Genomic DNA, 14,613 nt, shown 5'->3' with positions numbered 1-14,613 from the left:
GCGACTCGTCCGGCGCCAAGGTATCCGACCCCGTCTGTGTACTTCGCACCGATCATCTCCTAACCTGGCACCGAATGCCATATCCAGGCACGCGGTGCCAGAGCGAGGAGAGCGTGATGGGCGACTTCGACCTGTTCAAGACCAACGAGGAGCACGAGGAGCTGCGGGCCGCGGTCCGCTCCGTGGCCGAGGACAAGATCGCCCCGCACGCCGCCGAGGTGGACGAGAAGTCCGCCTTCCCGCAGGACGCGCTGGACGCCCTGGTCGCCACCGACTTCCACGCCGCGCACATCTCCGAGGACTACGAGGGCATGGGCGCCGACGCGCTCGCGACCTGCGTCATCATCGAGGAGGTCGCCCGCGTGTGCGCCTCCTCCTCACTCATCCCGGCGGTGAACAAGCTCGGCACCATGCCGCTGATCCTGGGCGCCTCCGAGGAGGTCAAGCAGCGCTACCTGCCGCCGGTGGCGCGCGGCGAGGCGATGTTCTCCTACGGCCTGTCCGAGCGCGAGGCCGGTTCCGACACCGCGTCCATGCGCAGCCTGGCCACGCCCAAGGGCGACGACTGGATCCTCAACGGCCAGAAGTCCTGGATCACCAACGCGGGTGTCAGCGAGTACTACACCGTCCTGGCCGTCACCGACCCCGAGGGCAAACGCGGCCGCAACATCTCCGCCTTCGTGGTCCACGCCGACGACGCCGGGTTGACCCTCGGCGAGCCCGAGCGCAAGCTCGGCATCAAGGGCTCCCCCACCCGTGAGCTGTTCTTCGACGACGTGCGCCTCCCCGGCGACCGCATGGTCGGCGCCCCGGGCGAGGGCCTCAAGATCGCCCTGCGCACCCTGGACCACACCCGCGTCACCATCGGCGCGCAGGCCGTCGGCATCGCCCAGGGCGCCCTGGACCACGCCGTGGCCTACGTGAAGGAGCGCGAGCAGTTCGGCAAGGCGATCGCCGAGTTCCAGGGCATCCAGTTCATGCTCGCCGACATGGCCATGAAGCTGGAGACCGCCCGTCAGATGGTCTACGTGGCCGCCGCCAAGTCCGAGCGCGGGGACGACGACCTCGCCTTCTTCGGCGCGGCCGCCAAGTGCTACGCCTCCGATGCCGCCATGGAGATCACCACGGACGCCGTGCAGCTGCTGGGCGGCGCGGGCTACGTGAAGGACTTCCCGCTGGAGCGCATGATGCGCGACGCCAAGATCACCCAGATCTACGAGGGCACCAACCAGATCCAGCGCATGGTGATGGCCCGCCAGCTCCTGAAGTAGGCCGTCGGCCTCACGACGCCCGCCTCCCGGCTCGGGGAGGTGGGCGTTCGCGGTTCCGGGGTCAGTGCACCGACTCGCGGACGAACTTGGCCATGGGAACGGGGTCACGGCCCAGGGCACGGCGGACGTCGTCGGTGACCACGGCCGCCTGGCCGTTGGCCACGGCCCGAAACCGTTCGTTGAGGGTGTCCACGTACCGGTCCGACCAGCCCATGTTGGTGGCCCGGAAGTAGAATCCGGCCTCGTCGAGCTTCTTGTACCGCCACACGGGGCTCTCCGTCCCCTTGGTCATCCGCACGACCTCGCGGAAGGTGACGGGGGCGGGACCGGTGAGCGTGTACTCGCGCCCGTGGAGGGAGTCGTCGGTGAGCGCCGCGACGACAGTGTCGGTGACGTCGCGCGCGTCCACGAAGCTGACCGCCGCGTGCTTGCGCAGCGGCAGCTCCAGGCGCCCGTTGCGCGAGCGCGCCAGCCGGGCGAAGAGGCCTTCGGTGAAGTCCTGGTCCAGCCAGTTGGGGCGGACCACCGTCCAGTGGTCGAACAGCTCCCGGACCCTGCGTTCCAGGACGCGCTGCTCGGAGTCGGGCGGGCCGTTCTCGGTCCCCATCGCGGTGGTCAGCACCGCCGTCCGGACCCCGGTCCCGGCGGCCTTCTCCAGGAAGGCCCCCGCCCGGTCGGCCAGCCCACTGGCCATGGGAACGGTCACGAAGAGACTCTCCACCCCCTTCAACGCCGGTTCCCAGCTGGTGGTGTCGGTCCAGTCCAACCGCACCTCACCGTCCCTGGAGGCACCGGCCGCGGGCAGGCCGCGTCTGCGCAGTTCGGTCAGGACACGTCGACCCACCTGTCCGGTGGCGCCGGTGACCAGTGTGCTCATCGGGTGATCCCCCAGGTTCACGCGCGGGTGCTCCGCCTGCTGACGGTACCCACTCCCGGGGGCCAAACGAGCGCGAAACGGGGGAACCGGTCCGTGTCAGGGACGGACGCGGGGGTCTCAGCCGCGCCCGCGGGAGTGTGTCAGCGACTCCACGCAGACGACGAGGACGATCCCGCAGGCCGCCAGCCCCAGGTTGGCGAGCAGGGCGTTCTCCTGGAGCACGGCGACGTTGCGGACCACCAGGCGGTTGAAGGCGTTGAGCACGATCCCGAGAATCGGCTGGGTCCAGAGGTGGTCGACGGCCCCGCTGATCCCCATGAGGGTGAGGAGGGCGCCCAGGCCCTGGAGTGCTTTGCGCATGACACGACGTTAGGGAGCCCGCACCCTCGCGCGGATCGGCCGCGAGGTGGCCGCTCGCCCTTCCGAGGTCTTCTCCCGGGGGCCGCCACGCGACCAAAGTAGCGACCCGAGCGGCCTTCGGTATCGAGTCGGCCCCGTCCTCTCACCTGCGGGTCGTCCACTCCATAGACTCCGAGACGATGAACGACACGACCTCCTCCCGGCAGCGGTACCGGCGCGGCGCGCGCGACTGGGTCGTGGACTCCCTGATGTTCCTGACGGCGCTCGGATTCGGCCTGCTGGGCGTGGTGACCATGCCCGGGGAGCCCCCTCCGCCGGTTCCGCCCGACCCCCTCAGGGTCACCGAGCAGTTGGTCGCCCTCGCCTGTTGCACGGCACTGTGGTGGCGGCGCCGTTGGCCGGTGGGGGTCGCCGTGGTCCTCGTGGCGGCCTCAGCGGTGTCCCAGCTGGCCGTGGGGGCGATGCTCGTCGCCCTGTTCTCCCTGTGCGTCCACCGCCCGCCCAGGGTGGGCCTGACGGTGCTGGGCCTGAGTTTCCTGGCCTCGTACGTGGGCGCCCTGGTCCACCCCGACCCGCACGGGACCCCCGTCGTGACGACGTTCCTGCTGAGCGCGGTCTTCCAGGGCGCCGCCGCCGGATGGGGCCTCTCGGTGCAGCACCGCCGCCAGCTGTTCGACTCCCTGCGGGAGCGGGCCGCGCACGCCGAGGCCGAGGCCCAGCTGCGCGCCGAACAGGCCCAGCACAGGGTCCGCGAGTCGATCGCCAGGGAGATCCACGACGTCCTGGGGCACCGGCTCTCTCTGCTCAGCGTGCACGCCGGCGCCCTGGAGTACCGGCCGAACGCCCCGGCCGAGGAGGTCGCCCGCTCCGCCGGGGTGATCCGGGAGAGCGCCCACCAGGCCCTCCAGGACCTGCGCGAGGTGATCGGCGTGCTGCGTGCCCCGGTGGGCGAGCTTCCACAGCCCACGATGGCCGACCTCTCCCAGCTGGTGACCGAGGCCGGCGACACCGGCGCCGGGGTGGACCTCGTGGAGGAGTACTCCGGTGAGGTCCCCGAACGCACCGGGCGCACCGCGTACCGGATCGTCCAGGAGGGGCTGACCAACGCCCGCAAACACGCCACCGGCGCTCGCACGTCCGTGCGGATCTCCGGGTCCCCCGGCCGGGGGCTGAACGTGGAGGTGGGCAACGGACCCGCCGTCCGCGACCCGGAGGCGGTCACTGAGGCGTCCGGGGGCGGCCAGGGCCTGGTCGGCCTGACCGAGCGGGTCTCCCTCGCCTCCGGCCGCCTGGAGTACGGCCCGACCGCCGATGGTGGCTGGCGCCTTTCCGCCTGGCTACCGTGGCCCTCATGAGCGAAACGGAGCGGGACGTGGACCGACGGATCGGTGTGGTGATCGTCGACGACGACGCCCTGGTACGGGTCGGTCTGGTGATGATGATGGGCGGTGCCCCGGACGTACGCGTGCTCGCCGAGGCCGAGGACGGCGGCGCGGTCCAGGAGCTGGTCGAGCTGCACTCGCCGGACGTGGTCCTGATGGACATCCGCATGCCCACGGTGGACGGGCTGACCGCCACCGAGCGGCTGCGTGCCCTGCCCGACCCGCCGGAGGTGCTGGTGCTCACCACCTTCGACGCCGACGAGCACGTGCTGCGCGCGCTGCGGGCGGGGGCCGCGGGGTTCCTGCTCAAGGACACCCCGCCCGAGGAGATCGTGGAGTCGGTGCGGCGGGTGGCGCGGGGCTTCCCCGTGTTGTCGCCGAACGTGACGAGGCGGCTGATGGACCGGGTCGCCCAGACCGATCAGGGAGCACGCGCGGACCGGGCGCGGGCCCGCCTGTCGGTGCTGAACGGGCGGGAGACCGAGGTGGCGGTCGCCGTCGGCGAGGGGCGGTCCAACGCCGACATCGCCGCACGGCTGTTCCTGAGCGTGCCGACGGTCAAGACCCACGTGTCCAGCGTCCTCACCAAGCTGGACCTGAACAACCGCGTGCAGATCGCCCTGCTGGTGCACGACGCCCGGCTCCTCGACGAGGACCGGAGCTGACGCCGCGCGGGTCCTCCCGTCCGGCGGGGCCCCCGGATCGCATACTGGTGGTGACCATGGCATCACGGTGAGCACGGGGGCGTGGATGGGCGGGCACGGGGACAACAGCGACGCCGACGTCTACGCGGAGTGGCTGATGCGCCACGGCGCACCCAAGGACGGCTTCCCGCGCCTGGGCACCGAGGCGCGCGTGGCCTACCAGCTGGTCCACGACGAGCTCATGCTCGACGGCGTCTCCCGGATGAACCTCGCCACCTTCTGCACGACCTGGGTGGAGCCCGAGGTGCACCGGCTCATGGACGAGTCGCTCGACAAGAACATGATCGACAAGGACGAGTACCCCCAGACCGCCGAGCTGGAGCGGCGCTGCGTGCGCATGCTCGCCGACCTGTGGCACTCCCCCGACCCGGCCGGGACCCTGGGGACCTCCACCACCGGTTCCAGCGAGGCCGCCATGCTCGGCGGGCTCGCCGCCAAGTTCGCCTGGCGCGAGCGCCGCGAGGCGGCGGGCCGACCCACCGACCGACCCAACCTCGTCTGCGGGCCGGTCCAGGTGTGCTGGGAGAAGTTCGCCCGCTACTTCGACGTCGAGCTCCGCCAGGTCCCCCTACGCGGTGACAGGTACGTGCTGGAACCGGACGACGTCGAGCGCCACTGCGACGAGAACACCATCATGGTGGTCTGCAACTTCGGCCAGACCTTCACCGGGCTCTTCGAGGACGTCCGTGGCATCACGGAGGCCCTGGACCGCTTCGAGGAGCGCACCGGCCACGACATCCGCGTGCACGTGGACGGGGCCAACGGCGCGTTCGTCGCCCCGTTCACCGAGCCCGGCCTGGTCTGGGACTTCCGGCTGCCCCGGGTCCGCTCGATCAACGCCTCGGGCCACAAGACCGGGCTGGCCCCGCTCGGCGCGGGGTGGGCGGTCTGGCGGACCACCGAGGACCTGCCGGAGGACCTCGTGTTCCGGGTCAACTACCTGGGCGGGGAGGAGGCCACCTTCAGCCTCAACTTCTCGCGCCCCGGCGGGCCGGTCGTCTCGCAGTACTACGACTTCGTCCGCCTTGGCCGCGAGGGCTACCGGCGCGTCCACGGGGCCCAGACGGAGACGGCCCGGCACCTGGCCGAGCGGGTGGCCGCGATGGGCCCGTTCGAGATCATCCACGGCGGCGACCCGGCCCGGGGCATCAGCGCCGTGGCGTGGCGGATGGTCGGCGACGAGCCCTTCACCCTCTACGACCTCGCCGACCGCCTGCGCACCCGGGGCTGGCTGGTCCCCGCCTACCCGCTGCCGGTGGACCGCCAGGACGAGGTCGTCCAGCGCGTACTGGTGCGGCACGGCTTCAGCCGCGACATGGGCGACCTGTTCCTGGCCGACCTGGAACGCGCCATCGAGCACCTGCGGGGCCACCCGCCCACGCCCTCGCTCACCCAGGACGAGGCGGGCGGCTTCAACCACGGCGCCGGTTCGTCCACCAGCACGCCCCGGCCGCCCTCCCGGAGCGCCTAGTCGCTAGGCGGGGTCGAAGGACTCCGAGATGCGGTCGAGGAGTTCGTGGTTGTAGTCCTGTTCGTCGGCGCTCACCAGGAACAGGGCGTAGCCGATGTCCTCGGTGTGGAAGCCGCGGTTGATGGCGTGCATCTCGCCGTTGCGCCCGCTGAAGGTGAACTCCCAGTCGGCGGCGCTGACGTAGTCGTCGGCCCAGTCGGAGTCCACGTCCTCGATGCCGATCAGCGAGTAGCCGCCGAAGTTCTGGCGGCCGGTCGGCTCGAAGTCGCGCCAGTCGTCACCCGCGTCGTCGTTGGGGTTGGAGGTCTGGTCCACCAGCAGGTAGCCGCCGTCCGGGTTGCGGAAGTAGACCATGTGGCCCTGGCGGTCGACCTCCCAGTTCCCGGGCACGTCCACGGAGAAGCCGCTGGAGTCCTCGTGGCGTTCGAGGAAGTCCCACTGGTCGTCCTCCTCGTCGTCCTCGTCCTCGGCCGCCGCTTCCTCCTCCTCCGCGCCGCCCTCACCCTCGGCACCGGCGGAGGCCTCGGTCTCCTCTGTGGCGCCCTCCTCCGGGGCGCCTCCGGCGGGCTGCTCCTCGCTGGAACCGGCCAGCCCGGCGTCCGTGTCGTCCGCCCGGTTCATGCTGACGAACAGCGTGGCCGCGCCGACGGTGACCAGCAGGACGACCGCCGCCACGGCGACCAGCAGCGCCCTCCTGCGGGAGCCCGCCGCGTGTTCACGGGTGCGCCGGGGCACGCTGGGAGGCGGCGGGACCGGGGCGGGTGCGGCCTCGGCGGCGCTGACCGCGCGGTGCACGGTGCCCTGGTCGGTGACCCGGTTCCAGTCGGACGGGGCCTGCGGGTCGGCCGGTTCCAGGGCGGGTTCGGGGGCGAGGGCGGGCGCCACCATGGTGGTGCTCGTCGATCCGCCGGAGTCCCGGATCTCCCTGAGGAGGGCGCGGACCTCGGTCACCGACGGCCGGTCCTCGGGGCGCTTCTCGGTGAGGGCCTCCAGGACGGGGCGGAGCGCGCCCGCGTTGGGGGTCTCCGGCAGGTCCTGGGTGACGATGGCAGTCAGTGTGGCCATCGGGGTGGGACGGTCGAACGGGAGCGTGCCCTCCACCGTCTGGTAGAGGGTGATGCCGAGCGCCCACATGTCGGAGGCGGAGGTGGCCGCGCGGCCGTGCGCGACCTCCGGGGCCAGGTAGCTCGGCGACCCGATCAGCAGCCCGGTGCTGGTCAGGTGGGTGGAACCGTCCAGATGGGCGATGCCGAAGTCGGTGAGGACGGCGCGGTCGTTGCCCGCGATGAGCACGTTGCCCGGCTTGATGTCGCGGTGCACGATGCCGCGTTCGTGCGCCTCGGCCAGACCGGCGGCCATCTGCTCGCCGACATTGGCCGCGCGCGGGACCGCCAGCCCGCCCTCGTCCTTGATGAGGTCGCCGAGGGAGGGACCCCGAACGAGTTCCATCACGATCCACGGGCGGCCGTCCTCCTCCGCCACGTCGAACACCGTGATGATGGACGGGTGGCTGAGCTGCGCGGCGCTGCGGGCCTCGCGGATCATCCGCGTGCGCAGGACGTCGACCTCGTGCGGCGGGAGGCTGGGCGGCGTGGTCAGCTCCTTGACCGCCACCGGGCGGTCCAGCAGGGTGTCCGTGCCGCGCCAGACCCGGCCCATACCGCCCGCGCCGATGACCTCGTCCAGGCGGTACCGGTTGACCAGGACACGGCCGGGGTCGGATTCCGAACTGTTCATGTGCGCGCGATCCTCTTCGGGGGAGGGGGCCTTCCGTGGGAGGAGGGCGGGACAGGGCAGGGGTCGACGGGAGGGGACCGGGGGACCCTGCCGAGTCTAGAAGGCCGGCCCCGCTCCTTGGTGCTCTCCGGAAGGTGCAAAGGCTGTTGCCCCCGGGTCTCCAAACCCCGGAATCACCCCTGAAATGCGCGAATCCCGCCGGGGCCACCGGGGTGACCCACGACGGGACCGCCGAAACCGGGCGGGCCACCCCGGGGGATCAGCGCAGCCGGACCGGAAGGGCGTCGACCCCGGAGGAGATGATCGACGGGGCCGGGACCAGGTCGGCGTCGTCCACCGCCACGTCCAGATCCGGGAAGCGCTCGAACAGGCGCGGCAGCACCGCGTTCACCTCCATGCGGGCCAGGCTCGCCCCCAGGCAGTAGTGGCGCCCGTGGGAGAAGGACAGGTGCGAGCTGTCCGCACGGGTGACGTCGAACTCCTCGGAGGTGGGCCCGTGGCGCGCCTCGTCGCGGCCCGCGGAGCCGTAGCCGAGCAGGAGCGGCTCCCCCTTGGGGATCGGCACCCCCGCCAGCTCCATGTCCTCGGTCGTGTAGCGCATGGGCACGTACTGGCCCGGCGGGTCCCAGCGCAGCACCTCCTCCACGGCCTTGGACCACTCCACCTCGCCCGCCACGACCAGGTCGAGCTGGTCGCGGTGGTGGGTGAGCGCGCGCACGGCGTTGGAGATCAGGTTCATCGTCGTCTCGTAGCCGGCGCTGATGAACAGCACCAGGTTCCAGAGGAGCTCGTCCTCGGTGAGCCGGTCCTCCTCGTCGCGGGCGGCGATGAGGGCGGTGGTCAGGTCGTCGCCGGGTTCGGCGCGCTTGGTCTCCACCAGCTCGGTGAGCACGCCCCACAGCTCGAAGAAGGTGGCCATCGCCTCCTCGGGAGTGACGCTCTGGTCGAAGAAGACGCCCACGGGCCGGTGCAGGCGGGGCCGGGTCGCCTCGTCCACCCCGAACAGTTCGCTGATCACGGTGAGTGGCAGCGGCTGGGAGACGACCGCCCGCAGGTCCACGACACCGTCCGGGCTCTCCGCCGCCGCCCGTTCCAGGTCGTCCAGGAGCGACTCGACGATCGCGACGACCCCCTCGCGCAGCAGCTCGACCCGGCGCGGGGTGAAGGCCTTGGAGACCAGACGGCGCAGGCGGGTGTGGTCCTCACCGTCCTTGGAGAGCATGTTCTCGTTGATGATCCACGAGATCAGCGGCCAGTCCGCCGGGATCTCCCCGTTGTTGAACGCCGTCCAGTACTTCTTGTCCTTCTGGACGCGCGGGTCGGCGAGGGCGGCGCTGACCGCCTCGTGGGTGGTCACGACCCACGCATCAACCTCACCAGGAAGCTGGACAGGGACGACAGGGGCGATCTTCCGGAGGTGGGTGCTCTGTGCGCGGAGGTTTCCGGGCGCGAGTCTGACGCGGTCCAAGGGGTTCCTTCCACCGGTGTGGGGGGCGGGGGGTTCTGGGGTGTGAACTGCACGGGAAGGGTGACGGGTATCCAGGACAGGGCGGACAGGTGCCAGCGCAGGTCCTCCGGCGGCACCTCCACCCTGAGCCCCGGCAGGCGGTCGAGGAGGGTGCGCAGCGCGACGATGGTGATCGTGGTGGCCTCCTCACGCGCCGGGCAGCGGTGCGGCCCGGCGCCCCAGGCCACGTGGGCCCGGTTGCGGGTCTCCTCCATCCGTTCCGCGTTCTCCTCCATGTAGAAGCGGTTGGACGCGGCGAAGCCCAGCAGGATGGGGGAACCCGCCTCGATGGTGCGGCCGTCTCCGAGCGGCACGTCCACGCGCGGGTAGATCACGGGGTAGTTGGTGATGGGCGGGTCGTGCCACAGCACCCGGTCGACGATGTCGGCGAGCATCGTCGGGGAGGGCGCACGGTCGGCCGGGGCGTTCGGGTCGGCCAGCACCTCGCGGACTCCCGCGTTGATGAGGTTGGCCGTCGGCTCGTTGGCGGCGGCGACCACCAGCAGAAGCTGCATGATCACCTCCTCGTCAGTGAGCGCGGCACGGTGCCGGATCAGCCGGGTGGTGACGTCGTCGCCGGGATCGCGGTGCTTGGCGGTGACCACCTCCGACAGCGCCCGCTCGGCCTGGGCGTTGGACCGCTCCGCGTCGACGCCCAGCCACAGGTTGCGCATGGCCTCGACGAAGCGCACGCCCTGGTCGCGGTCGAACCCGAACAGTTCGTTGATGACCAGCAACGGCAGCATGCGGGCGTACTCGTTGAGGACGTCGGCCCGGCCGCGCTGGCAGAACTGGTCGATGAGCCCGTGGGCGTAGCGTTCGGTGACCCGGACCCACCGCTCGGAAGCGATCGCGCCCAGGCTGTCGGTGATCGCCCTGCGGTACCTCTGGTGCTCGGTCCCGTCGACGAAGAGGGCGTTGGGGCGCGGCGCCATCATGGGCAGGACCGCGGCGTCCGCGCTGACGCGGCCCTCGCGGAAGTCCTTCCACAGGCGCGCGTCGTGTCCGAACGTGGTGGTGTCCCGCGACCAGGAGATGAGGGTGGTGTAGTCGGTGACGAGCCACCCGTGCACACCGGGTTCGAGCTCCACCGGGACCACCGGGCCGTGTTCGGCGCGCATGCGCTCGTACACGGAGTAGGGGTCGGGTCGCGGTTCGTGGTGGTACAGCTTCGCGCGGGGACATCCAGATGACACGGGGAGACCTCTGCTGTGCGGGGGGAGCGGCTGCGGAGGGACGTCCTCTCTGGTGCTCGCGGCGCGCGGGACGCCGGTCCGGCGGGGGGTGCGCCGACACGCGTGCGGGCCGCGCGGATCAACGCGAAGCCCATGGGGCGGGGCTTCGCGCAACCCTAGCGGCCCGTCCGCGCCAGTTGCGAGACCTGCGTCACATTGTCGCTACTGAGTGTCGATCTGACCGGTTCCGGTCAGGGGGCGGAACCGGCGCAACCTCTGGCTGTTGGTCACCACGAAGACGCTCGACAGCGCCATCGCCGCCCCGGCGAGCATCGGGTTGAGCAGGCCCATCGCGGCCAGGGGCAGGGCGGCGGTGTTGTAGGCGAAGGCCCAGAACAGGTTGCCCTTGATGGTGCCGAGCGTGCGCCGGGAGAGCCGGACCGCGTCTGCGGCCGCCCGGAGGTCGCCCCGGACCAGGGTGAGGTCGCTCGCCTCGATGGCCACGTCGGTACCGGTGCCCATGGACAGCCCCAGGTCGGCCTGGGCGAGCGCGGCGGCGTCGTTGACCCCGTCGCCGACCATCGCCACCGTGCGACCCTCGGACTGGAGCCGGGTGACCACGTCCACCTTGTCCTTGGGCAGGACCTCGGCGACGACCTCGTCGATGCCCACCTCGGCGGCGACCGAGCGGGCCACCGCCTCGTTGTCGCCGGTCAGCAGGATCGGCGTGAGCCCGAGGTCGCGGAACTGGCGGACCGCCTCGGCGCTGGTCGGCTTGACGGTGTCGGACACGACCAGCACACCGCGGGCCCGGCCGTCCCAGCCGACCGCGACGGCGGTGCGGCCCTCGGCCTCGGCCGCCCGCATGGCCAGGGTCAGGTCGTCGGACAGGGGCTGTGACCACTCAGCGAGGAGCGCGGCCCGGCCCACGAGGACGGCGTGGCCGTCCACGACTCCCTGCACGCCCAGGCCCTCGACGTTCGCGAAGTCCTCCGGGACGGACAGGTCCCCGACCCGCACCACGGCCCCCGTGGCGATGGCGCGGGCGATGGGGTGCTCGGAGGCGTTCTCCAGGGCGCCAGCCAGGCGCAGGACCTCGTCCTCGTCCTCGCCCTCGGCGACAGTGACCCCGGCCAGGGCCATCCGGCCGGTGGTGACGGTGCCGGTCTTGTCCAGCAGCACGGTGTCCACTCGCCGGGTGCTCTCCAGCACCTCCGGGCCCTTGATCAGGATGCCGAGCTGGGCGCCGCGACCGGTGCCCACCATGAGAGCCATCGGGGTGGCCAGGCCGAGGGCGCAGGGGCAAGCGATGATCAGCACGGCCACGGCGGCGGTGAAGGCCGCCCCGGCCGGGTCGCCGGTGCCGAGCCAGAAGCCCAGGGCCGCGACGGCGATCATGATGGCGACCGGCACGAACACGCCGGACACCCGGTCAGCGAGCCGCTGCACGGCGGCCTTGCCGTTCTGGGCGTCCTCGACCAGGCGCGCCATCTGCGCGAGCTGGGTGTCGGAGCCGACCCGCGAGGCCCGCACGACCAGGCGGCCGCCGGCGTTGACGGTGGCGCCGACCACGGCGGAGCCGGGCGCGACCTCGACCGGGACGGACTCACCGGTGAGCATGCTCATGTCGACGGCGGAGGTGCCCTCCTCGACGGTGCCGTCCGTGGCGATCTTCTCGCCGGGGCGGACCACGAAGCGGTCGCCGACCGCCAACCGGTCCACGGCGACCAGTTCCTCACGTGCGCCGGGGCCCTCGCCGCGCAGCACGGCGACCTCCTTGGCGCCCATCTCCAGGAGCGCGCGCAGAGCGGCGCCCGCGCGGCGCTTGGACCGCGCCTCGAAGAACTTGCCGAGGAGGATGAAGGAGGTGACGCCCGCCGCGACCTCCAGGTAGATGTTGGCCGACCCGTCGGTGCGGGCGATGGTGAACTCGAAGGGGTGGGTCATGCCCGGCGTCCCGGCGGTGCCCAGGAACAGGGCGTACAGGGACCACAGAAAGGCCGAGGTGACGCCCAGGGACACCAGGGTGTCCATGGTCGCGGTGCCCAGCCGGAGGTTCTTCCACGCGGCGACGTGGAAGGGCAGCGCGCCCCAGACCACGACCGGCGCGGCCAGGGCGAGGGAGGCCCACTGCCAGTAGGTGAACTGGAGCGCCGGGACCATCGCCATCGCGATGACGGGGACGGACAGGACGATGGAGACCAGGGCGCGGTTCCACAGGGCCCGGGTGGGGTCGGCCGGGTCGGACGCCTCGGCGGCGGTGTCGGGATCGGTCCGGGGCACGGTGGCGGTGTAGCCCGCCTTCTCGACCTGGGTGACCAGGTCCTCGACCGGGATCCCCTCGCCCTCGAAGGTGACCCGGGCCTTCTCTGTCGCGAAGTTGACGGTGGCGGTGACGCCCTCCATCTTGTTGAGGCGCTTCTCCACCCGGTTGGCACAGGCCGCGCAGGTCATCCCGCCGATCGCCAGCTCCACCGGCTCCACCGCGGCGGACGCCGTCTTGCTGCTACTCATATGCCGCTCCAGGGTGGCTAGTGGTCGACGCCGTCGTCGACGTGGTCCCTCTCGGTGGTGTCGTGGTCCTGTTCGGCGGAAGCCGGGGACTCCACGCTCTCCGCGTGTCCCCCGGGCTGGTTCGGCAGGACGGGGCCGACCTGGGTGCCGACCCCGAACGCCGCGACGAACACGACCACGAGACCCACCGCGTACAGCGCGAGCTTCGTGGTCACCCCCATGTCAGCTCGCCACCTCGTACCCGGCCTCGTCGATCGCGGCGCGCACGGCGGCGTCGTCGATCTGGCTCTCACCGGTGACGGTCACCTTCCGGCTCTCCAGGTCGACCTTCACGTCGGTGACGCCGGAGACCCCGCTGACCTCCTCGGTGACCGAGTTGACGCAGTGTCCGCAGCTCATGCCCTCGACGGTGTAGACGACGGTGCTGGCCATTCCTGCCTCCTGCTGGGTTCTGCCGCACTGGTGCGCGGGCTCGTGTTCCAACGAGGCCCAATATACCCCCCTGGGGTATAGAACTGTCAAACCCCTGCGTCGCCTCGACCCCGGAACACGCACTCCACGTTACCCCAGGGGGGTACCGAGCACGACGGAACCCCGCCGGGACAGGGCGGACACGCGAAACGGGGCCCCCACGGCGCGCGCGGGGAGCCCTTGGATCATCGGACACCCCGGGGCCGCCTCGACGGCGACACACCCGCGACGACCGGGAGAGACTCGGTCTCGGATACCCTCCCCCCGTTTGTCGGGCCGCCTCTCCGGCGCCCGGGGAAGGGAGGTGACGGATGGAGAAAGGGGGAAGGGGAAGGGGACTTGGGGCGGGGAGGCGTGGGCGCTACTCGGCCTTCAGCTCCAGCCGGGCCACCACCCGCTCACTCAGGTGGTGCCCCTCCAACGTGAACCCGGCCCTGCGGAACATCTCGACCGTGCCCGTGTAGACCTCGGCACTGGGGGCGCGCCCGCCCGCCGTGTCCACGGGATAGGCCTCCAGGACCCGGCCGCCGCCCGCGCGCGCGTACTCGATGGCACCGTCCAGCAACCGGCTGCCCAGCCCGCGTTTGCGTCTGCGCGGCGGCAGCCAGAAGCACACCAGGGACCACACCCCGGGCTCGTCGGGGTCGGACGGGCGCAGCGTCCGCGAGCGGGACAGGCGGATGAAGTCCTCCCGCGGCGCCACGGAGACCCAGCCGCAGGGGCCGTCCCCGTCATAGGCGATCAGCCCCGGCACACGACCGTCCAGGGTCAGTCGACGCAACTCCTCCTTGTTGTCCAGACCGCGTGTGGACCGGTCGCAGGACACACTCGCCGTGTGGTCCTTGGCGCGTCTTCGGAAGAACGTGCACCAGCAGTGCCCGTACGCTCCGGTCGGTCCGAACAGGTTCTCCAGGTCATCCCACCGCTCGGCGGTGGCGGGCTCGATTGAGACGATGGACATCGGACTCCCTCGCGAGGCACAACTCTGACCGCCACAACTGTGATCCAGCACACTAGCGATGATCCGCGGTGACCGAAAGAACACGGATGCCTGAAAGCTCCTACCGTTAGGGATTTGTGTGCTTTCAGAAGTGAACCAAGCGCCGACTGAACCGTCGCGTGCCCCCGAGAGAGCACGCGGGGC

13 protein-coding genes are annotated in these 14,613 nt (G+C 71.5%); 4 read left to right on the top strand and 9 right to left on the bottom strand.

All coding sequences use genetic code 11. From position 1 onward, the window contains the following. Nucleotides 1-116 precede the first annotated feature (116 nt). On the top strand, nt 117-1,271 hold the full coding sequence (locus BDW27_RS13740; protein WP_049578402.1) for an acyl-CoA dehydrogenase family protein: 1,155 nt from the start codon (nt 117-119) through the stop codon (nt 1,269-1,271). Nucleotides 1,272-1,332: 61 nt separating this feature from the next. Here BDW27_RS13740 and BDW27_RS13735 read toward each other — a convergent pair whose 3' ends face one another. Then, complete coding sequence (locus tag BDW27_RS13735; protein ID WP_110049789.1) at nt 1,333-2,148, bottom strand: NAD(P)H-binding protein; 816 nt, start codon at nt 2,146-2,148, stop codon at nt 1,333-1,335. Nucleotides 2,149-2,265: 117 nt separating this feature from the next. Beyond that, nucleotides 2,266-2,508: a hypothetical protein gene (locus BDW27_RS13730; protein WP_110049563.1), complete on the bottom strand. Its 243-nt coding sequence runs from the start codon at nt 2,506-2,508 to the stop codon at nt 2,266-2,268. Between the two features lie 179 nt (nt 2,509-2,687). On the opposite strand from BDW27_RS13730, the gene BDW27_RS13725 reads away from it, so the two are divergent. From BDW27_RS13725 to BDW27_RS13715, 3 genes are all read left to right on the top strand, one after another. Then, the gene (locus BDW27_RS13725; RefSeq protein ID WP_110049562.1) at nt 2,688-3,863 is read left to right on the top strand and encodes a sensor histidine kinase; all 1,176 of its coding nucleotides are present in this window, start codon (nt 2,688-2,690) and stop codon (nt 3,861-3,863) included. After that, complete coding sequence (locus tag BDW27_RS13720) at nt 3,860-4,555, top strand: response regulator transcription factor (protein ID WP_193374206.1); 696 nt, start codon at nt 3,860-3,862, stop codon at nt 4,553-4,555. Before BDW27_RS13725 ends, BDW27_RS13720 begins: the two co-directional genes overlap by 4 nt. A 67-nt stretch (nt 4,556-4,622) precedes the next feature. After that, nucleotides 4,623-6,065, top strand: coding sequence for a glutamate decarboxylase (locus BDW27_RS13715; protein ID WP_370446494.1), 1,443 nt, complete (start codon nt 4,623-4,625; stop codon nt 6,063-6,065). Nucleotides 6,066-6,068: 3 nt separating this feature from the next. Here the strand turns inward: BDW27_RS13715 and BDW27_RS13710 are convergent, their stop codons facing one another. The 7 genes from BDW27_RS13710 to BDW27_RS13680 form a co-directional block, all read right to left on the bottom strand. Then, the gene (locus BDW27_RS13710; protein WP_110049560.1) at nt 6,069-7,802 is read right to left on the bottom strand and encodes a serine/threonine-protein kinase; all 1,734 of its coding nucleotides are present in this window, start codon (nt 7,800-7,802) and stop codon (nt 6,069-6,071) included. 259 nt (nt 7,803-8,061) lie between these two features. Further along, on the bottom strand, nt 8,062-9,159 hold the full coding sequence (locus BDW27_RS13705; RefSeq protein WP_110049559.1) for a cytochrome P450: 1,098 nt from the start codon (nt 9,157-9,159) through the stop codon (nt 8,062-8,064). Continuing rightward, a complete protein-coding gene (locus BDW27_RS13700; protein WP_110049558.1) occupies nt 9,156-10,442 on the bottom strand; it encodes a cytochrome P450 in 1,287 nt (428 codons plus the stop codon). Before BDW27_RS13700 ends, BDW27_RS13705 begins: the two co-directional genes overlap by 4 nt. Nucleotides 10,443-10,706: 264 nt before the next feature. Beyond that, a complete protein-coding gene (locus BDW27_RS13695; protein WP_110049557.1) occupies nt 10,707-12,998 on the bottom strand; it encodes a cation-translocating P-type ATPase in 2,292 nt (763 codons plus the stop codon). 17 nt (nt 12,999-13,015) lie between these two features. Then, complete coding sequence (locus tag BDW27_RS13690; RefSeq protein ID WP_110049556.1) at nt 13,016-13,219, bottom strand: hypothetical protein; 204 nt, start codon at nt 13,217-13,219, stop codon at nt 13,016-13,018. Nucleotide 13,220: 1 nt separating this feature from the next. After that, nucleotides 13,221-13,430, bottom strand: coding sequence for a heavy-metal-associated domain-containing protein (locus BDW27_RS13685; RefSeq protein WP_017542758.1), 210 nt, complete (start codon nt 13,428-13,430; stop codon nt 13,221-13,223). A gap of 400 nt (nt 13,431-13,830) precedes the next feature. After that, the gene (locus BDW27_RS13680; protein WP_110049555.1) at nt 13,831-14,430 is read right to left on the bottom strand and encodes a GNAT family N-acetyltransferase; all 600 of its coding nucleotides are present in this window, start codon (nt 14,428-14,430) and stop codon (nt 13,831-13,833) included. Between the last annotated feature and the right edge of the window lie 183 nt (nt 14,431-14,613).

Source organism: Nocardiopsis sp. L17-MgMaSL7 (assembly GCF_003182025.1).
Taxonomy (GTDB): Bacteria; Actinomycetota; Actinomycetes; order Streptosporangiales; family Streptosporangiaceae; genus Nocardiopsis; species Nocardiopsis prasina.
This window is presented reverse-complemented; position numbering and strand designations above follow the sequence as displayed.